This is a genomic window from Ruegeria sp. AM1, from assembly GCF_056540745.1.
In genome coordinates, this window is the sequence record NZ_JBQFXH010000006.1 from 94,928 (window position 1) to 114,435 (window position 19,508).

18 protein-coding genes are annotated in these 19,508 nt (G+C 58.0%); 11 read left to right on the plus strand and 7 right to left on the minus strand.

Features of this window, described 5'->3' with window-relative positions; all coding sequences use genetic code 11:
* Nucleotide 1 precedes the first annotated feature (1 nt).
* Nucleotides 2-568 carry a helix-turn-helix domain-containing protein gene (locus tag ACR0I7_RS13975; protein ID WP_480512021.1) on the minus strand — a complete coding sequence of 189 codons (567 nt, stop codon included), beginning with the start codon at nucleotides 566-568 and terminating at the stop codon, nucleotides 2-4.
* A 117-nt stretch (nucleotides 569-685) separates the two neighbouring features.
* Between ACR0I7_RS13975 and ACR0I7_RS13980 the strand changes: the two genes are divergently transcribed.
* Entirely contained in the window at nucleotides 686-1,861 is a 1,176-nt protein-coding gene (locus ACR0I7_RS13980; protein WP_480512022.1) for an acetyl-CoA C-acyltransferase family protein, read from the plus strand.
* 60 nt (nucleotides 1,862-1,921) lie between these two features.
* On the opposite strand, the gene ubiB is transcribed toward ACR0I7_RS13980, so the two are convergent.
* Both ubiB and ubiE read right to left on the minus strand, forming a co-directional pair.
* Entirely contained in the window at nucleotides 1,922-3,451 is a 1,530-nt protein-coding gene (gene ubiB, locus ACR0I7_RS13985; RefSeq protein ID WP_480512024.1) for a 2-polyprenylphenol 6-hydroxylase, read from the minus strand.
* A gap of 3 nt (nucleotides 3,452-3,454) precedes the next feature.
* Nucleotides 3,455-4,207, minus strand: coding sequence for a bifunctional demethylmenaquinone methyltransferase/2-methoxy-6-polyprenyl-1,4-benzoquinol methylase UbiE (ubiE, locus tag ACR0I7_RS13990; RefSeq protein WP_480512026.1), 753 nt, complete (start codon nucleotides 4,205-4,207; stop codon nucleotides 3,455-3,457).
* Nucleotides 4,208-4,366: 159 nt separating this feature from the next.
* Here ubiE and ACR0I7_RS13995 point away from each other — a divergent pair, with 159 nt between their 5' ends.
* The 7 genes from ACR0I7_RS13995 to recF all read left to right on the plus strand — a co-directional run bounded on the left by ACR0I7_RS13995 (nucleotide 4,367) and on the right by recF (nucleotide 11,620).
* Nucleotides 4,367-5,053: a hypothetical protein gene (locus ACR0I7_RS13995; RefSeq protein ID WP_480512028.1), complete on the plus strand. Its 687-nt coding sequence runs from the start codon at nucleotides 4,367-4,369 to the stop codon at nucleotides 5,051-5,053.
* On the plus strand, nucleotides 5,011-5,862 hold the full coding sequence (gene mutM / locus ACR0I7_RS14000) for a bifunctional DNA-formamidopyrimidine glycosylase/DNA-(apurinic or apyrimidinic site) lyase (RefSeq protein ID WP_480512030.1): 852 nt from the start codon (nucleotides 5,011-5,013) through the stop codon (nucleotides 5,860-5,862). Before ACR0I7_RS13995 ends, mutM begins: the two co-directional genes overlap by 43 nt.
* Before the next feature lie 66 nt (nucleotides 5,863-5,928).
* Nucleotides 5,929-6,705, plus strand: a complete 777-nt coding sequence (locus tag ACR0I7_RS14005) for an enoyl-CoA hydratase (protein WP_480512032.1) — start codon at nucleotides 5,929-5,931, stop codon at nucleotides 6,703-6,705.
* A gap of 223 nt (nucleotides 6,706-6,928) precedes the next feature.
* Entirely contained in the window at nucleotides 6,929-7,192 is a 264-nt protein-coding gene (gene rpsT, locus ACR0I7_RS14010) for a 30S ribosomal protein S20 (RefSeq protein ID WP_480512034.1), read from the plus strand.
* 542 nt (nucleotides 7,193-7,734) lie between these two features.
* Nucleotides 7,735-9,132: a chromosomal replication initiator protein DnaA gene (gene dnaA / locus ACR0I7_RS14015; protein WP_480512036.1), complete on the plus strand. Its 1,398-nt coding sequence runs from the start codon at nucleotides 7,735-7,737 to the stop codon at nucleotides 9,130-9,132.
* A 229-nt stretch (nucleotides 9,133-9,361) separates the two neighbouring features.
* Nucleotides 9,362-10,483: a DNA polymerase III subunit beta gene (gene dnaN, locus ACR0I7_RS14020; RefSeq protein WP_480512038.1), complete on the plus strand. Its 1,122-nt coding sequence runs from the start codon at nucleotides 9,362-9,364 to the stop codon at nucleotides 10,481-10,483.
* 39 nt (nucleotides 10,484-10,522) lie between these two features.
* Entirely contained in the window at nucleotides 10,523-11,620 is a 1,098-nt protein-coding gene (gene recF / locus ACR0I7_RS14025) for a DNA replication/repair protein RecF (protein WP_480512039.1), read from the plus strand.
* Here recF and ACR0I7_RS14030 read toward each other — a convergent pair.
* Nucleotides 11,617-12,183 carry a carboxymuconolactone decarboxylase family protein gene (locus ACR0I7_RS14030; protein ID WP_480512041.1) on the minus strand — a complete coding sequence of 189 codons (567 nt, stop codon included), beginning with the start codon at nucleotides 12,181-12,183 and terminating at the stop codon, nucleotides 11,617-11,619. The two genes, recF and ACR0I7_RS14030, sit on opposite strands and share 4 nt — an antisense overlap.
* Before the next feature lie 99 nt (nucleotides 12,184-12,282).
* Between ACR0I7_RS14030 and ACR0I7_RS14035 the strand changes: the two genes are divergently transcribed.
* Both ACR0I7_RS14035 and gyrB read left to right on the plus strand, forming a co-directional pair.
* On the plus strand, nucleotides 12,283-12,855 hold the full coding sequence (locus tag ACR0I7_RS14035; RefSeq protein WP_480512043.1) for a TetR/AcrR family transcriptional regulator: 573 nt from the start codon (nucleotides 12,283-12,285) through the stop codon (nucleotides 12,853-12,855).
* 102 nt (nucleotides 12,856-12,957) lie between these two features.
* Nucleotides 12,958-15,375, plus strand: coding sequence for a DNA topoisomerase (ATP-hydrolyzing) subunit B (gene gyrB, locus ACR0I7_RS14040; RefSeq protein WP_480512044.1), 2,418 nt, complete (start codon nucleotides 12,958-12,960; stop codon nucleotides 15,373-15,375).
* A gap of 141 nt (nucleotides 15,376-15,516) precedes the next feature.
* Here the strand turns inward: gyrB and ACR0I7_RS14045 are convergent, their stop codons facing one another.
* The 3 genes from ACR0I7_RS14045 to ACR0I7_RS14055 are packed head-to-tail and all read right to left on the minus strand — an operon-like array spanning nucleotide 15,517 to nucleotide 18,307.
* Nucleotides 15,517-16,194, minus strand: a complete 678-nt coding sequence (locus ACR0I7_RS14045) for a GntR family transcriptional regulator (RefSeq protein ID WP_480512046.1) — start codon at nucleotides 16,192-16,194, stop codon at nucleotides 15,517-15,519.
* Nucleotides 16,191-17,222: a Gfo/Idh/MocA family protein gene (locus ACR0I7_RS14050; protein WP_480512048.1), complete on the minus strand. Its 1,032-nt coding sequence runs from the start codon at nucleotides 17,220-17,222 to the stop codon at nucleotides 16,191-16,193. Before ACR0I7_RS14050 ends, ACR0I7_RS14045 begins: the two co-directional genes overlap by 4 nt.
* Complete coding sequence (locus ACR0I7_RS14055; protein ID WP_480512050.1) at nucleotides 17,219-18,307, minus strand: isocitrate/isopropylmalate dehydrogenase family protein; 1,089 nt, start codon at nucleotides 18,305-18,307, stop codon at nucleotides 17,219-17,221. The genes ACR0I7_RS14050 and ACR0I7_RS14055 overlap by 4 nt, the downstream gene beginning before the upstream one ends.
* Nucleotides 18,308-18,443: 136 nt before the next feature.
* Here ACR0I7_RS14055 and ACR0I7_RS14060 point away from each other — a divergent pair, with 136 nt between their 5' ends.
* Nucleotides 18,444-19,451, plus strand: a complete 1,008-nt coding sequence (locus tag ACR0I7_RS14060; protein ID WP_480512052.1) for a Bug family tripartite tricarboxylate transporter substrate binding protein — start codon at nucleotides 18,444-18,446, stop codon at nucleotides 19,449-19,451.
* Nucleotides 19,452-19,508: the final 57 nt, after the last annotated feature.

A 19,508-nucleotide genomic window follows, 5' to 3' on the forward strand; every position in this document is an offset into this window, starting at 1 on the left:
GTCAGGCGTTTTTGACGATCAGAAAAACACGCGCCGGGCCGTCTGCCGCAGCGATCGCGTGGACGACATCGGCCGCATAACGCGCCGTGTCCCCTTGTCTCAGTTCCATGCTGGCGCTGCCCGATGTTACTTGCACCGATCCATCGAGCACGGTCAGCTGCTCTTGCGCGCCTCTGGTATGAGGTTGGCTGTCCAACCTTCCGCCCGGTTCGAAATGCATGTCATAAACCTCGTGGCCGCCTGCCTCTTCGGGAGGGGACAGGATGCGGATGCGACAGCCTTGGCCCATATTGTCGATGCTGGGCACCTCGGACTGCCGCAGCACCTCGATCTGATCGGCGCCGCCGGGGTCTTCCAACAATCCGGCGAAATCGACCTGCAAAGCGCGTGTAAGGTTCCAGAGCGTTGAAATCGTCGGGCTGCTTTCGCCGCGTTCGATCTGACTGACCATTGAGCGCGAGACTCCGCTGAGATTGGCCACAGCTTCCAGCGACAAGCCCTTGGCCCGGCGGGCCTCTTTCAGGCGGGCGGGCAGGCGTGTCAGGATATCGTTCGAGTTTTCCGTCATGACGGAATTTCATGCGCGCTTGGCCACGTCTTGTCAATTCCGGTGATGACGGAACGTTCCGTGGGACAGGCGTAGGCGACGGGTGCATACTGCGGCCAAATCCCAAAGGAGAAAGACATGACCGACATCGTGATACTGGATGGGGCCAGAACGGCGATTGGAACATTTGGCGGTGCGCTTGCGTCGACCGCTCCGATTGACCTGGCAACGGTGGTAACCGAGGAAGCCCTGGCGCGGTCAGGAGTCGACGGTGGTCAGATCGGCCATGTGGTGTTTGGCAACGTGATCGCGACCGAGCCACGCGACATGTACCTGTCGCGTGTCGCTGCGATGCAGGCGGGCATACCCGAGAGCACCCCGGCGATGAATGTAAACCGGTTGTGCGGCTCAGGCGTGCAGGCGGTTGTGTCGGCGGTTCAGTCTTTGAGCTTGGGTGACGCTGAATTTGCCGTTGCCGGCGGCGCCGAGAGCATGTCGCGCAGCCCCTACATCGTCCCGCAGGCGCGGTGGGGGGCAAAGATGGGCGATGTGCAATCCCTGGACATGATGCTGGGCGCGTTGAACTGTCCGTTCGGGACCGGGCATATGGGGGTGACGGCTGAAAACGTTGCGGACGAACACCAGATCACACGCGCGCAGATGGATGAGTTTGCGCTGGCCAGCCAAACCCGCGCCGCAGCTGCGATTGAGGCCGGGCATTTTAGCAGCCAGATCGCGCCGGTGCAGGTCAAAGTCAAACGCGACATGGTCGACTTCAAAGTTGATGAACACCCGAAAGCCACCACAGCCGAGGCGCTGGCCGGATTGCGGCCGGTGTTCCAAAAGGACGGTCGCGTCACCGCGGGCAACGCATCGGGCATCAACGATGGTGCAGCAGCAATGGTACTGGCCACTGCCGCGGCAGCCGAGCGCGCGGGGCTCAAGCCCAAGGCGCGGATTCTGGGATACGGCCATGCGGGTGTGCGGCCCGAGGTGATGGGCATAGGACCGGTGCCAGCCGTGCGAAACCTGATGGAAAAAACCGGACTGTCCGTCGAAGACTTCGATGTGATCGAAAGCAACGAGGCCTTTGCGTCGCAGGCTTTGGCCGTCAATCATGAGCTGGGGCTGGACGCGGCAAAGGTGAACCCGAACGGGGGCGCGATTGCTCTGGGTCATCCGGTCGGCGCAACGGGTGCGATTATCACCCTGAAGGCGCTCTATGAGTTAGAACGCACGGGGGGCTCGAAGGCCTTGATCACCATGTGTATTGGTGGCGGGCAAGGGATTGCCATCGCGATCGAACGGCTTTGATGTCGGGCGGGGGTTGACTGCCCCCCGATATCTTCATCCAGATAAAGCAGGGGGCGGATCTTAGCCGAATGCGGCCAGTAACAGGGTCACAGCAACGCCCGCAGCGGCCCCGAGGATGGCGGGAAGCATCTTGGAGGCCAAGCTGAATCCTTGCGGCTCATCCCTTTGGGTCTGGGCGATAAGCGCATTTTCAACCAGCGCGGGCAGGCGCGGGCCGAACCGGGCAAGCACAAGTGCGGTTTTGCCAAAGTCCCGCAGCGCGGCGCGCGGGCCGATTGACTTTTTGATGTAATCTTCGACAACCGGGCGCGCGACCTCCCAGATATTGATATGCGGGTCTAGCGACCGGGCGACGCCTTCGACCACCACCATTGTGCGCTGCAGCAGGATCAGTTCGGTGCGGGTTTCCATGCCAAACCGTTCGGTGACTTCGAACAGGTAGTTCAGCAGGCGGCCCATTGAAATATGGGTGGCGTCCATGCCGAAAATCGGCTCGCCCACGGCGCGCAGCGCGCGGGCGAATTCGTCGACATCCTGATTGGCGGGAACATAGCCTGCCTCGAAATGCACCTCGGCAACGCGTTTGTAGTCGCGGCGGATAAAACCAAAGAGGATCTCGGCATAGACGCGGCGGGTGTATTCGTCGATATGGCCCATGATGCCAAAGTCATAGGCGATGATATCGCCGTTGGTGGCCACCTTCAGATTGCCCTGATGCATGTCGGCGTGGAAATAGCCATCGCGCAGGGCGTGCATCAGGAACAGGCGCAGGACGCGTTGCGCCAGCGCATGGCGATCATGACGGGCGGCGTCCAGCGCGTCATTGTCGCCCAATGGTATACCGTCTGCCCAGCTGAGGGTCATGACACGGCGGGCCGAAAGGGGCCAGACGACCGGCGGCAGCCAGAACCCTTCGTCATCCTTGGTGTTGGCGTCGTATTCCGAGGCAGCAGCGCTTTCCAGGCGCAGGTCCAGTTCGCCCCGCACCACCCCGTCGAAGTGCTCAATGACCTCCATAGGGCGCAGACGACGAGCGCCGGGGGCAAATAGCTGGACAATGCGGGCCGCGAAATAGAACGCGTCGACATCCTTGCGAAACGCGCGTTCGATGTTTGGGCGCAGGACTTTGACGGCCACATCTTCGCCAGTGGTGGCGCGTTTGGCCTTGTGGACCTGCGCGATTGAGGCTGCCGCTATAGGCTCGCTGAATTCGGTAAAGAGTTCATCGACTGGCTGGCCCAGCTCTTTTTCCACCTCGGCCATCGCCTCGGCGCGCGAAAAGGGGGGCAGCCTGTCCTGCAGAACGCGCAGTTGCCGGGCCAAGTCCTCTCCGACCACGTCCGGGCGCGTCGACAGGACCTGACCGAATTTGATGTAGGCCGGTCCCAGCGCGGTCAGCGCGCGCGTGGCAGGCGGCATATCGGGATCGCCCTTGTAACCGAGCCATTGAAACGGTTTGCCCAGCGCATGGGCCACGATCCGAAGGGCGCGCGGGGCTTCGAACGCGTCTAGTACGACGTTCATGGCACCGGTGCGCTCGAAGGTGGCGCCTGTTCGGATCAGGCGGATGATATTATGGGGTCCGCGCATATGTCAGATTTTCCAGCCGGAATGCAGGGCTGCGATGCCCATGGTGAAATTGCGGTACTTCGCGTTCTCGAATCCTGCGCTGCGTATCATGGTCAGGAATGTCTCTTGATCGGGAAAGTTCCTGATCGACTCCACCAGATATTGATAGCTGTCGCTGTCGTTTACGATGAGCTTTCCCATACGGGGAATGACGTTAAAGCTATAGAGGTCATACAGTTTTTGCAGCCCGTCATTCGGCAATTGGCTGAATTCCAGAACCATCAGACGGCCGCCGGGTTTCAGAACACGATACGCCTCGGCCAGCGCGTCCTGAGGGCGGGTCACGTTGCGGATGCCGAACGAGATTGTGTAGACGTCGAACGTGTTGTCCTCGAAAGGCAGGGACATTGCGTCCCCCACCACCCAATCCAGACTGTCGGACATCTGGTCGGCTTCGGCGCGTTGGCGGCCTTCGACCAGCATTGGCTCGGTCAGGTCCAGAACCGTGGCGTGGCCGTGACCTGCACGTTTGAGAAAGCGGAACGAGATATCTCCGGTGCCGCCTGCCACGTCCAGCAGGCGCTGACCCGGGCGCGGGGCCAGCCAATCCATCATCGCGTCTTTCCAGATGCGGTGAATGCCCATCGACATGACGTCGTTCATGACATCGTACTTCGATGCGACCGAGTTGAACACGCCTTGGACGCGACCGGCCTTGTCAGCCTCGCGCACGGTTTCGAACCCGAAATGAGTGGTCTTGTCGTTGGTGTCGGACATGAAAGCGATGCCTTTGTCTGTTTGATCATCCTTATAGGCCCCGCAACAGGGAAGACAATCGCGCGAAAAGGTAGCAGGGTCAGCGATCTGCCGGATGCGCCACAGATTCTCCTTAGTCAGCAGGTAGGAGCAGGGGGCACGAGAAGATGAAAGACTGAAATGCCGGATCTTACGATTTTTGCTGTTGTGGTAGGCGTCCTCCTGTCATTTGCTTTCATAATCTGGCGGGTGCGTGCGGTTTTACGCACGATCCTGCGTGTTCACCGTGCTCAGGGGATCGGGGATAAGCTGGACGCAGCCGCGCGGCACTTTCCCAAAGACATTGTCGAAGAATCGATGCTGCGCGCTGGCAGTGACCGACCAGCGCAACAGTCTCTGACGCGCCTGACGTTTCGCACAACGCCCGGTGTGATCATCGTGACCGCGCTGATCCTGGTCGTCCTGTTCTATATCGGCTTCGTCGATCCCGATTTGGCTCCGAACGAAGAATTCTTTCCTGGTCAGGACGCGGAAACGGCGGTTCTGATCAAGCTGGGCCTTCTGGCGCTGGTGATCTACACCCTGATCTATCACCTCGCCAATTCCGTCTCGATCGATGGCGATGAGCTGGTCACGATGAGCCCGCTGTTTCAATGGCGCCATTATGATCTGAAAAAGCTCAGTCAGATCAAACTCAGGCATAACGGGACCTATGTTCTGCGTTTTTCCGATGGGAAGACGGCGCGGATTCTGAAATATGTGACCGGACATGAAGAGATGGTGCAGGCGCTCAACAGTGTCCTTGCGGCAAATCAGGAGAATACATGCCGGAACTTCCCGAGGTTGAAACGGTCCGCCGCGGGCTGAGCCCCGCGATGGAAGGGGTTGTGATCGAACGGGCCGAGGTCAATCGCCCCGATCTGCGCTGGCCCTTTCCCGATCAAATGGCCGACCGGCTGAGCGGTCGGCGCGTCCTGCGCCTCTGGCGGCGATCCAAATACATTCTGGCCGATCTGGACAGTGGTGAGACATTATTGGTGCATCTGGGAATGTCGGGCCGCATGACGGTGTCGGGCGACCCGTTGGGGCAGTTCGTGCATACCCATCCTGCGCCCGCAAAACATGACCATGTGGTCTTTCACATGGCAAATGGTGCGCAGATCACTTTCAATGATCCGCGCCGGTTTGGTGCCATGGATCTGCTGGAAACCGAGACGGCGCATGAGCATAAACTGCTTTCGGTCCTGGGGCCGGAACCCCTTGGGAATGACTTTCACGAAGCGCATCTGATCGAGGCATTCCGGGGCAGGAATACACCGGTGAAATCGGCCCTTCTGGATCAGAGAATCGTTGCTGGTCTGGGCAATATCTACGTTTGCGAGGTGCTTTATCGCGGCAGAGTGTCGCCACGTCGCAAAGCAGGCCAGATTGCCGAGACACGTGTGGCGGCGCTGGTGCCAATTGTCCGTCAGGTCCTCACCGAGGCCATCGACGCCGGAGGGTCGTCTTTGCGCGATTTCCGTCAAGCCGATGGAGAACTTGGATATTTTCAGCACAGTTTTGACGTGTACGGGCGCGAGGATGCGCCGTGCAAAACCCAGGGTTGCGACGGCAGGATCAAGAGAATCACTCAGTCCGGTCGCTCATCCTTCTACTGTGCGCAATGCCAAAGATAGCTTGATCCAAGTTTTTCGCGTGATAATGAATCGTACCTGAACGGAACAACCGAAAGCTCGCACCTCATGGCTTTTGAGACGATCATCGTCGAAATCGAAGACCACGTCGCCCTTATCAAGCTGAACAGACCAGATGCGATGAACGCGCTGAACACCCAACTTCTGGGTGAGCTGTGCGACGCGTTGGAGGATGCTGATCGCAACGACAAGGTGCGCTGCATTATCATCACCGGTTCGGACAAGGCCTTTGCTGCCGGTGCGGATATCAAAGAGATGTCCGAAAAAACCTATGTCGAGGTTTTTAATGAGAACCTGTTTGCTGACGCCAATGATCGGGTCACGGCCATTCGCAAGCCGATTATAGCCGCCGTTGCGGGCTACGCGCTGGGCGGTGGTTGCGAGCTTGCGATGATGTGTGATTTTATCATTGCGGCAGAGACGGCCAAGTTCGGTCAGCCCGAGATCAATCTGGGTGTGATCGCGGGTATGGGCGGCAGCCAGCGCCTGACGCGCTTTGTCGGTAAGTCCAAGTCGATGGACATGAACCTGACCGGGCGCTTCATGGACGCAGAAGAGGCCGAGCGGTCCGGGCTGGTCAGCCGCGTGGTTCCGGCCAAGAAGCTGGTTGAAGAGGCGATCGGTGCGGCGCAGAAGATCGCAGAGAAATCCCAGCTGTCCGTTATGGCCGCCAAAGAGGCCGTCAACCGCAGCTATGAATTGCCGCTGAGTGAAGGCATGCTGTTCGAGCGCCGCGTTTTCCACTCGATGTTTGCGAGCGAAGATCAAAAGGAAGGCATGGCAGCTTTCCTTGAAAAGCGCGCCGCGCAGTTTCGCGACAAGTAACGTTTGGAACTGACTGGGTAGGATTTGCCGCCTGGGCTCGAACTGCTGGCCGTGTCAGAAGATTCGGCTTGGCAAACTCCGCAAAGTTGGATAAGCAGCGCCGCTATACATGCGCGTGCGGCCCGCTTGGCCAGAATCACACTCGTGATCCCTGATCCGGTACGGAGATATCCGTGGCGCGCAACCCTGAGATAACCGAACCGAACAAAGGTCAGAGATACACATGGCAAATTCGCCCCAAGCAAAGAAGCGCGCGCGTCAGAACGAAAAGCGTTTCGCAATCAACAAAGCACGCCGTTCGCGCATCCGCACCTTCCTGCGCAAGGTCGAGGAAGCAATCGCATCCGGTGACAAAGAAGCAGCAACCGCAGCTCTGCGCGCCGCACAGCCCGAGCTGATGCGCGGCGTCACCAAAGGCGTTTTCCACAAGAACACCGCAGCGCGTAAAATGTCGCGCCTGTCGTCCCGCGTGAAAGCGCTCGGCTGACCCAGAGTTAACAGCTGTTAACCGATCTGCTATCAAGGGCGTCGCAGCTTGCGGCGCCTTTTCTATTGTTGCCTGAATGCCGCGCCTTCACAAAACTGAGAGATTCTTTCGGCCAAAGAGCCGAGTCAATATCAGAGTTTCGTTGCCGCGACCGGGTGCCTCTTGTTACGACTATTTCAGCGATTCACTCGCTTGGGGGGACAGGCTGTCCTTGTGATTCTACTGACGGGCATCAGGAGGTTGCAGGGGCGAATGTCGGCAACCGGCTCAGGCCGGATTGACGATCTGCTTCGGGTCTCGGGTACACCGATGATCTTGGCCCTGTCGAAAAATTGAAAGGTAATGTGCAGTCCGGTTTCCGGATGGCCTCCTCTTTATTGAGGTGTCGGGGATCTGATCGTGCAAGCCAAACATTGTTACCCGCCAGGTTATACAGCCTGGCGACACTATAGCTGTGTGTGAGTGACTGCCGGAGTGCCGGGATACCGGGCTGAGTAATAAGGCTGAAAAGCCAATAAATAATGGGATGCGTGAGGCGCTTAATGACACAAGAGAAATGGGGACAACTGCGTAGCAAGTTGCTGAAGTCAATCGGCCGGAACAATTTCACCACCTGGATTGAACCTCTTGAGTTCCAAGAGCTGCAGGATGGTGTGGCGTTCTTTTCGGTACCGACGAATTTTATGGGGAACTATGTCAGTCAGAACTTTGCTGATCTCATTCTCTATGAACTGAACTCGTCCGGTGAAACGGTCAAACGGCTGGCGTTTCGGGTTGCGGCAAATTCGCCGACCCGCCCGACCCCTGTGGCTGAGCCAGAGGTGCCATCAATTTCCGCGCCTCAAGACATTGCAGAAACATCTCATCAGTCAGACGCAACGCATGATGCGCTTGAGTCCCTGCAGGCCGCGCCGCTGGATTCCCGTTTCACCTTTGACAGTTTTGTGGTCGGGAAACCCAACGAGCTGGCCCATGCCGCTGCACGGCGCGTGTCCGAGGGCGGCCCTGTCACCTTTAATCCGCTGGTCCTCTATGGTGGCGTTGGTCTGGGTAAAACCCACCTGATGCACGCCATCGCGTGGGAGCTGAAGACCAAGCATCCTGAGCTGAACGTCCTGTACTTGTCCGCCGAGCAATTCATGTATCGCTTCGTGCAGGCCCTGCGCGAACGTCGGATGATGGATTTCAAACATCTCTTCCGCTCGGTTGATGTGCTGATGGTGGATGATGTGCAGTTCATTGCGGGCAAGGACTCCACCCAGGAAGAGTTTTTCCACACGTTCAACGCGCTGGTGGACCAGAATAAACAGATCATCATTTCCGCTGACCGCGCCCCGGGTGAGATCAAGGATCTGGAAGATCGTGTAAAGTCGCGCCTGCAATGTGGTCTGGTTGTTGACCTGCATCCTACCGATTACGAACTGCGTCTGGGCATTCTGCAAACTAAAGTACAGCAATACAGCAGCACTTATCCTGATCTCAGCATCGCAGATGGTGTGCTTGAATTCCTGGCGCACCGCATTTCAACCAATGTGCGTGTGCTGGAAGGCGCCCTGACCCGTCTGTTTGCCTTCGCCTCGCTGGTCGGCCGCGAGATCGATATGGAGCTGACGCAGGATTGTCTGGCTGATGTGCTGCGCGCCTCCGAACGTAAGATCACTGTCGAAGAGATTCAGCGCAAGGTATCCGATTATTATAACATCCGCTTGTCTGACATTATCGGCCCTAAGCGCCTGCGATCCTACGCTCGTCCGCGTCAGGTTGCGATGTATCTTTGCAAGCAGTTAACCAGTCGCTCGCTGCCCGAAATTGGCCGCCGTTTTGGCGGGCGCGATCACACCACAGTCATGCACGGCGTTAAGCGTATCGAAGAGCTGAAACTGACCGACGGTCAGATCGCAGAAGATGTGGAAATGCTGCGCCGGTCGCTGGAAGCTTGAGGCTTTCCCCCTACCACCCATGAAGCGCTCTGGAATTTTAGATCCGGGGCGTTTTCTTGTGCGCAATTGCCCACGGTTCGCGGGGAACTGTGTCCGATGCACCACGCGCCCCTTGACGCATTGTGCATTCCAACTCAGAAATCCGTAAAAAATCCTTGTGCCTCAGGGCGGAGCCGCTAACGTGCCAGTCCCGCCCATTTTCGGCACGCCAGTCAGAGGAATTGAGGGTATGAAGATCAGCATCGAACGCGGCACCCTTCTCAAGGCCGTCTCGCAGGCCCAATCCGTTGTTGAACGCCGCAACACCATTCCCATACTTGCCAATGTGCTGATCGAGGCGGAAGGGGACCAGGTTCAGTTCCGTGCCACCGATTTGGATATCGAAGTGGTCGACAAAGCAGTTGCACAGGTTGAAAAAGCCGGTTCGACTACGGTTGCTGCGACAACCCTGCATGAGATTGTGCGCAAGCTGCCGGATGGTGCGCTGGTGACACTGACTGCCGACAGCGCAGCGGGCCGGTTGACGGTTGAGGCGGGGCGCTCGAATTTTTCGCTGGCCACCCTGCCGAAAGAGGATTTCCCGGTGATGGCCTCTTCGGAGTATGCGTCGAATTTCACCGCGTCCGCCGCATTGCTGCGCCGGTTGTTCGACAAATCCAAATTTGCCATTTCGACCGAAGAGACTCGGTATTATCTGAACGGCGTCTACATGCATGTCGCCGATGGGTTCGAGGGCGGCAAAGTGCTGCGCTGCGTAGCAACCGATGGGCACCGGCTGGCGCGTATCGATGCGGATTTGCCCGACGGCGCCGCAGACATGCCGGGCGTGATTGTGCCGCGCAAGACGGTTGGCGAATTGCGCAAACTTCTGGAAGACGATGAAATGGACATCGCTGTCTCCGTCAGCGAAACCAAAATCCGCTTTGCCACACCTAACATCACGCTGACTTCAAAGGTGATCGACGGCACCTTCCCCGACTACACCCGCGTCATTCCGCAGGGCAACACTCGCAAGCTCGAGGTTGATGCTGCGGAATTTGCTCAGGCCGTGGACCGGGTTGCCACCGTCTCGTCCGAGCGGTCCCGCGCGGTCAAGCTGCAGCTGGATGCTGACAAGCTGGTGTTGTCAGTGAATGCACCCGACAGCGGTGCCGCCGAAGAGGAGCTGGCCGTCGCTTATGGCGATGAGCGGCTGGAAATCGGGTTCAACGCCAAGTATTTGTTGGAAATCGCCTCGCAGGTCGATCGCGAGAACGCGGTATTCATGTTCAACTCAGCCGGTGATCCGACATTGATGCGTGAAGGCAACGACCAGAGCGCTGTCTATGTCGTTATGCCGATGCGTGTCTGATCGGCGCTTAGGGGCAGGTCTTAACGAAAGGGAGGGGTCATGGGATTGGCCCTGACCGAGCTTACGGTCTCGCATTTTCGGTCTCACAAGCTGGTGCGGCTGTCGCTGGACGGGCGACCCGTGGCCATTCATGGGCCGAATGGTGCAGGTAAGACCAATATTCTCGAAGCGGTGTCTCTGTTTTCGCCCGGTCGCGGGATGCGGCGGGCCAGCGCGGCTGAGATGACTCGGCGGCCCGAGGCGCTGGGCTGGAAGCTGTCGGGATTGCTGAACGCGCAGGGTCAGAATTACGAGATCGAGACCTGGTCCGAAGGGGGTGCCGCGCGGCAGGTTCGGATTGACGATAAAACCTCCAGCCAAATTGAACTGGGCAAACTGGCCCGCGTGGTCTGGTTGATCCCGTCGATGGATCGCTTGTGGATTGAAGGCGCAGACGGGCGCCGACGGTTTCTGGACCGGATTGCTCTTAGCTTTGATCCGGCGCATGCCGAGGCGTCCTTGACCTATGAAAAAGCGATGCGCGAACGCAACCGTCTGCTGAAAGAGCAGATGCGGGACGCCCATTGGTATGCAGCCTTAGAGGGGCAAATGGCTGAGATGGGTCACCGCATACACCAGGCGCGTCTTGCGGCATTAGATCATTTGCGGTCGGCGCAGGATCAGGCGGAAACGGCATTTCCGTCGGCAGAACTGGACCTGGTGCAAAGCGAAGGGTCCATGCCCGAAACTGCGGATGATCTGCGCGAGGCGCTGGAAGAAAGCCGGTTTCGGGATTTGGCTGCCGGGCGCACCCTTGTCGGGCCGCACCGGTCGGATGTGTATGGTGTCTTTGCCGCTAAAGGGGTTCCCGCCAAGGATTGCTCGACAGGTGAGCAAAAGGCGTTGTTGGTCTCGTTGATCCTGTCGAATGCGCGCGCGCTGGCAGGAATGCTGGGTGCCCCCCCGATTGTCCTGTTGGACGAGGTGGCCGCGCATCTGGATGCGGGGCGACGGGCTGCGCTGTATGATGAGATTTGCGCGTTGGGCGCGCAGGCCTGGATGACGGGCACCGGGCCTGAGCTGTTTGCAGAATTGGGGGATCGGGCCCAAACGCTGATCGTAACCGAAGGCGATGAGGGCTCGATCGTAACCTCTTAGGCTGGTTCGCCGACTTTGCGCTCCCACAAGAAGCCGCGCATCACCTCATCCACTGGTGTTTTGGCCATGTGATTGACGTAGTTCGACATGGTTTTCTGCGCCAGTCCCAGAACAACGTCCAATACTGCACGATGCGAATAGCCAGCATCGAAGAAGGCTTGCAGTTGGTCTTCGGTCGGGTTGCCACGCGTTTCCATCACTTGCAGGGTGAAGGTCCGCAGTGCTTCCAGCTTGGCGTTGGGCAGCGGAGTTTCATTGCGTAGGGCCTCGGTGATCTCGTCAGATACCTTCATCATCTTGGCGATGCCAGTATGGGCGGGTACGCAATAGTGGCATTCGTTTTCCACGTTGATCGTCTGCCAGACAACGGTTTTCTCGTCATTGTCGAAGGCGGTTTGCAGGAACAGACCATGCAGCGCCTGATACCCTTCCAGATGTTGTGGGCTTTCGGCCATCACTTTGTGCAGGCCGGGTAGGCGGCCAAAGGCGGCTTGCGACTTTTCCAGTAACGGCTTGGACTCTTCTGGGGCGGTTTCGAGATCGTGAGAGGGGAAATTGGCCATATCAAAACTCCTGCTTCTGGCGCGATAAGGCATGTTTAGGGTTTCTTGAGTGATCACTCAAGTATATATTTGAGCGAACGTTCAAGATTGGGAAGCCCCATGCCTCGCAAACCCTCATATGACCGGGACGCGCTGATCCTGCAGGCGCGTGATATTTTCTGGCGTCACGGCTGGGCCGGGACGTCACTGAAGGATCTGGAGCATGCGCTGAAGCTGAAGCCGGGAAGCTTTTACGCGGCCTTTGGGTCAAAAGATGCGCTTTATGCTCTGGCGCTTGAGCGGTATGCCGAAGATGGCGTCACCAGCATCGCGGCATTGGCCGAGCGGTTGGGGCCGCTTGCGGCCCTCAAGGCTCATCTGCGTCGCGTGATCGACCCGTCGGAGTTTCCGACGAGGGCCTGCATGCTGGCCAAGACCTATGCCGAACTACAGCACAAGGACCACGAGCTGGCTGATCGGGCGTGGGCGCATATGGTCACGATGAAGCTCTGCTTTGCTGATCTGTTTAGCCGGGCGCAGCAGGCGGGCGAGATTGGTGCGGATCATAATCCCGACCGTCTGGCGGCGCGGTATCAATCCGACCTTTTGGGGCTGCGTTTGTCTGCTGAACGGGACGATGTGAACGCCACAGAAATTGCCGAGGATATCGCCGCAGACCTCGAACGGCTGTGATCGGCAAATAAAGCGGCCAGGTGCCACAAAATCCTGGGGGATCGCGTGACATTCCCCACCAGAAAACGTATAAGTTACCAAAATAATATAGGTACTAACGGCATGTCCGAAGACGCACAGGCACCACAAGAATACGGCGCTGATTCCATTAAAGTTCTCAAAGGCTTAGAGGCGGTACGCAAGCGTCCCGGTATGTATATCGGTGACACGGATGACGGCTCGGGTCTGCACCATATGGTGTATGAGGTTGTCGACAACGGAATTGACGAGGCGCTGGCCGGTCATGCCGACCATGTCACCGTGAAAATTCACGCGGATTCCAGTGTTTCGGTCAGCGATAACGGGCGCGGCATTCCGGTGGATATTCACCCGGAAGAGGGCGTTTCCGCCGCTGAGGTCATCATGACCCAATTGCACGCAGGCGGTAAGTTCGACAGCAACTCGTATAAGGTTTCGGGTGGTCTGCATGGCGTCGGCGTTTCCGTGGTGAACGCGCTGTCGGATTGGCTGGAATTGCGCATCTGGCGCAAAGGCAAAGAGCACGTCGCGCGTTTTGAGGGCGGCGAGACCGCAGAGCATCTGAAAGTTGTTGGTGACTGTGGCGACCGCACCGGGACCGAGGTGCGGTTTCTGGCCTCGACCGACACGTTCTCGAACCTGGAATACTCGTTTGAAACGCTGGAAAAGCGCCTGCGTGAGCTGGCCTTCCTGAATTCGGGCGTGCGGATCATCCTGATCGACGAACGTCCGGCTGAACGGCTGGAAACCGAGCTGTTCTATGAGGGTGGCGTCAAGGAGTTCGTCAAATACCTCGATCGGTCCAAAACCCCGGCCATGCCCGAGCCGATCTATATCAAGGGTGAGCGCGACGATATCGGCGTTGAAATCGCGATGTGGTGGAATGACAGCTATCACGAGACGGTTTTGCCCTTCACCAACAACATCCCGCAGCGCGATGGCGGAACACATGTGGCCGGGTTCCGGGGCGCGCTGACACGGACGATCAACAATTACGCGCAGTCCAGCGGGATCGCGAAGAAGGAAAAGGTCAGCTTTACCGGCGACGATGCTCGCGAAGGCCTGACCTGCGTGCTATCGGTCAAAGTACCCGATCCGAAATTCTCCTCGCAGACCAAGGATAAGCTGGTCAGTTCCGAGGTGCGTCCGGCCGTTGAGGGGTTGATGAATGAAAAGCTGGCCGAGTGGTTTGAGGAAAACCCCAATGAGGCCAAGGGTATTGTCGGTAAGATCATCGAGGCCGCTCTGGCGCGCGAGGCTGCACGCAAGGCGCGCGAACTGACCCGTCGCAAGACAGCGATGGATGTGAACTATCTTGCCGGGAAGCTGAAAGACTGTTCCGAGAAAGACCCATCCAAGACCGAAGTCTTCCTTGTCGAGGGTGACTCGGCCGGTGGCTCGGCTCAGACGGGTCGGGACAGGTTGACCCAAGCGGTTCTGCCCCTGCGCGGTAAGATTCTGAACGTCGAACGCGCTCGGTTTGACCGGATGCTGTCGAGCCAGGAGATTGGCAACCTCGTGATGGCGCTGGGCACCGGCATTGGCCGCGACGAGTTCAACATCGAAAAGCTACGCTACCACAAGATCGTCATAATGACCGATGCGGACGTCGATGGTGCGCATATCCGTACCCTGCTGCTGACCTTCTTCTACCGGCAGATGCCGGAACTGATCGAAGGTGGATACCTCTATATCGCACAGCCGCCGCTCTATAAGGTTTCGCGTGGTAAATCAGAGGTTTATCTGAAAGACCAGGCCGCGCTGGACGACTATCTGATCAATCAGGGCGTCGAAGGTGCCGTGCTGAAACTTGGCTCGGGTGAGGAAATCATCGGCCAGGACCTGACCCGTGTGGTCGATGAGGCGCGTCAGCTCAAGCGCGTGCTGGATGCCTTCCCGACCCATTACCCGCGCCACATTCTCGAACAGGCCGCCGTGGCTGGTGCATTTGTCCCCGGTGCGGTGGACGCTGATCTGCAAGGCGTCGCTGACAAGGTTGCCGCGCGTCTGGACTTGATCGCGTTGGAATATGAGCGCGGCTGGCAAGGTCGGATCACCCAGGACCACGGCATCCGTCTGGCCCGTATCCTGCGCGGCGTCGAAGAGGTTCGCACATTGGACGGCCCCATGCTGCGCTCGGGTGAAGCCCGCAAAACCGGCAGTTTCACGCAAAGCCTGCAAGAGGTATACAACACACCCGCCACCCTGATCCGCCGGGATCGCTCGCAGCTTATCCATGGTCCGCTGGACCTTCTGCGGGCGATTTTGGAAGAAGGTGAAAAGGGTCTGTCGCTGCAGCGCTATAAGGGTCTGGGAGAAATGAACCCCGATCAGTTGTGGGAAACCACGCTGGACCCTGATGCACGTACGCTGCTGCAGGTGCGTGTCGACGACATGGTCGAGGCTGATGATCTGTTCACAAAGCTGATGGGCGATGTCGTCGAACCACGGCGCGAGTTCATTCAGAAAAACGCATTAAGCGTCGAAAACCTGGACTTCTAGCGGTAGTAGGTATTTGCAAACCGCACCTCTAGCTTATTGCGATTAGCCCCGCTTGGTCGGGGCTGAAGCGCCAGTGTTTTTCGTGTATGATCGGGCCTTTCTAAGGCGGATTCTTTGCTTTCTTGAGAAGCCGCTTGCGGATCAAAGGTTGTTAAGCCGATGTCTTTCCAGCAGTGCGCAGAGCATCGCCTTTGCCTGAAGACGGTGTTCTCGGTGCCGATCACGCGCTTCTTCCGGCCGACCCTCGCAAATGGCCTGAAGAACCGAGCGATGGTCTTCGTTGGATTTGACCGGTAGTGGCCTGATGAACAGCGTAGTTGCGCGCGCGCGGCGCACCTGATCGCTCATCATCGCGACGATTGCTTCTACACGTTTGTTTCCACCCAGGCGTACGAGTTCCTGATGGAACAGCTCATCGGCCTCGGCCCAGGCCTCAAGGTCCTGAGTGTCGATCGCATGGTCCATCTGTTCGATTGACCCGGTCAATACTGCAAGATCTTCGTCCGAATACCCGGCTTCCGCTGCGCGTTGTGCGGCAAGGCTCTCGAGTTCGGTCAGGATGTCATAGATCTCTCGCATATCTTCTGATGAGACGGGCAGGATACGTACCCCTTTGCGGGGTCTCATCTCCAACAAGCCTTTGCTCTCCAGCATCAATGCGGCCTCGCGAACCGGCGTACGCGACATGCCAAGTGTTTCAGCAAGCTCCGATTCCAAATGATCCGTCCCGGCGGCAAGCTCGCCAGACAGGATCATTCGGCGTAGGTCGCGAACAGCGCGTTGTGTGTTGGAAAGGGTCTTGTTGTCCTGATCCTTCACGGCGTCTCCAGGTTGATTTTTCGACCCTCTGCAGTCGAACGATAGATGCTTTCTTCAATGCGGACCACGTCCAGATAGTCCTGGGCCGTATTCTCCAGCGGCGTGCCTGTTAAAAGGCCCGAAATGACGTGGCTTTGCAAGGCATGTACGCAATCTCCGCCGAACCCGTCATGTGTGCAGGGTGATAGAATCTGCTGTTGCACGCGCTCCCCGAACTTGCGGAGGTCTACTGAGCCGTCACCATACAGGGTCAGCGATCCCTCGGTCCCCTCGATCAGCGCTTCGCCCATCGTCTGGCGGAGGTTTTCGGCGCTGTGGTCTAGGCATCTGTTGCCATCGAACAGGGCTTTAAGCCCGCCGGCGTGATCAAACAGGATATGGCCCGCGTCTTCGCCCGCGATAACCGGATTGATTTGGCGCAGGTCCGCATAGACAGACTTGGGCGCGCCAAACAAAAACCGAAACGTATCGACCCAGTGAACTGCGGTTTCATGAACCAGAAAGCGCGGCATGTCCTGAAAATAGGGCTGCCGGTCAAGATAGGCGCGCGGTCCCTGCCCGTCGCCGGGTCGCAGCCGGAATGTCGCCTGAAGCGGCGTTCCAATACGACCCTCTGCCAGCGCCTCTTTGATGGCGCGATACCACGGCTGAAAGCGGAAATTCTCATGCACAATTATAGTGGATCCAGCGTCTGCTGCCTCTGCAACAATCTGTTTCGCTTCGTCCAGCGACTGGCAAAATGGTTTTTGACAGATCAGCCACTTGATCCCCGCGCGCAGTGCGGTTCGGATGGCCTCAGCTTGCGCCACGGGCGGCAAGATGATATCAACGAGGTCCGGGTTTTCAGCCTCCAGCATTCGCCACAGATCATCATAGGGCGTCAGTCCGGTTGCTTTCGCCTTGCTGATGTCGCGATTGCATGAGGCGACCGGAGTGGCGCCGGGCATGCGCGACCAGCTCTCGTAGTGGAATCTGCTGAAGTATCCTGCGCCTACACAGGCAACCTTTATGTTTCGCTGAGTGCTCATGCGTGCAAGGCTTCCACAACGGAGGCGGCGGCGTCTTTTGTTCTGGCCGTGCCCCCCAAATCCCGAGTCAGGTTGTGACCGTTTGCCGTTACTTTTTCGACTGCATCGCGCAGCCGGATGCCGTCGTTGGACAGGTCCGGGTTATCGTGGTTCAAACCAAGCCATTCAAGCATCATCGCCGCGGACAGGATCATCGCAAAGGGGTTGGCGATACCCTGACCGGCAATATCCGGAGCGGAGCCGTGGCAAGGTTGAAAGACGGCATGTTTCAATCCGATATCCGCGGACGGGGCGAGCCCCAAACCGCCCATAAGCCCTGCACCAAGGTCGGAAAGGATGTCGCCGAACATGTTTTCAGTTACCAGAACATCAAAATCCCAGGGCTTTTGTACCATCCAAAGAGCGGTGGCATCGACATAGGCGTGGTCCGCCTGCAATTCGGGATGGCGGGTGGCTTCGGCATCGAACAGTGATCTGAAGAATGCGAAGGCACGGAACACATTGGCCTTGTCGACACATGTCACCCGCCCTGGGCCACGTCCTGATACCTTACGGTTCTCGGCAAGTTCAAAGGCAAAGCGGAACAGCTTTTCGGATACGTCACGCGTAATCCGCAAGGTTTCGCGTGCTTCGTGTTCCGTGACCTCACCGGTGCCTTGGGTAAAGAACAGCCCTTCGGTACTTTCGCGTATCAGGACAAAGTCGATCTCTTTCCCATGCGGGAGGGACAAGGGGGTCATCTGTCCGCTGCTTACTTTTACTGGTCGTACGCCGGCAAAAAGGTCTAGCTGTTTCCGAAGGTCAATCTGTGGTGAAATCTCGGTCCCGTCAGGGTACCGTACATCGGGTAGGCCCATCGCTGACAGCAGTATCGCATCGGACTTGCGCGCGATGTCCAGCGAGGCATCCGGAAAAGATTCGCCGGTTGCCGCGTAATGAGAGGCACCTGCCGGGGCGTCGGTAAACGCCAGCGTATAGCCGGGGTTAGCCTCGGAAAGCTGGTGCAAGATCTCAAGCGTAGGGCCCATGATTTCAGGCCCGATCCCGTCCCCATGAAACACTGCAACATCGTATTTCGTTTTCATCTCAGCCCGCTTCCTTCCCGTTTCGCATTCATAACGCGATCGCAGCCTTAACCACAGTCCGTTGACAATGCATTCTTTAATGTATACGCAAATAAATGCAATAACAAACGCGAAGTTGTTTTGGGAGGACTTGGAGATGAAACTGAAGTTAGGGCGGCTGGCGGCCGCGGCCGTAGTGGCGACCGGGATTGCAGGGGCAGTGGCTGCGCAGGACTACCCCTACCGTGATATCACAACTGCAGTGGTCTGGGGGGCCGGTGGCGGCACGGACACGATCAATCGCATGATCATGGCTGAGATGGAAAAGCACCTTCCGGTTTCGATCAACGTGATCAATCAGACTGGTGGGGTCGCGGGTTCTAACGGTATGGTCTATGTGATGAATCAGCCAGACGATGGCTACACATTGGTTGGCCTGTCCGAGTCGAACGTAACCGCAGCCGTGCAGGGGGGCTGGGACAAGAAATTTGATTTCTGGTATCCGTTTATCGTTGGTGGCTCGCCTGATCTGATCTCGGTGCCCGCAGACAGTCCTTACAATACGTTGCAAGAGCTGGTTGACGCTGCAAAGGCCGCTCCGGGTACTATTCCGGCTGCCGCTTCTGGCGCGGGTTCAATCCACCATCTGAACCTGCTTGCGATCGAGAAAGGGTCCGGGTCCGAATTCAAGTTTGTCCCTTACAAGGGCTCGGCCCCAGGGCAGGAAGCGGCCATTGCGGGCGAGGTTGCACTGGTTGTAACTTCTTTGGCCGAGCAGGCTCCGCTGATCGAAGGCGGCCAGCTTAAGCCGCTTGCGATGCTGACGCCCGAAGACGCTCAAATTGCGGGAACAACAGTGCCGTCTGCTTTTGGTATCTATGACGGTCTTGATCAGTACCTGCCGCTCAAGCAGGCGATTGGGTTTGCCGTGCATAACTCGGCCGGAGATGACGTCAAGACAGCGCTGAGTGATGCGTTTGAAAAGGCAATTGCGTCGGATACGGTCGCGGAATGGGCTGCTGCAAACAACTATGACGTTGGTGGCCAGCACGGGGCAGAGGCGCAGGAACTGTTTGCAAATCTTGAGGCCACTTTTGCTTATACCCTGCAGGACCTGGGTGCTGCGACGGTTGATCCTGCCTCACTGGGTATCGAAAAACCCTAAGTCAGAAGGTTGGGAAAGGGCGTGTTTAAACACGCCCTTTCACGCGCAGGAGGCAGG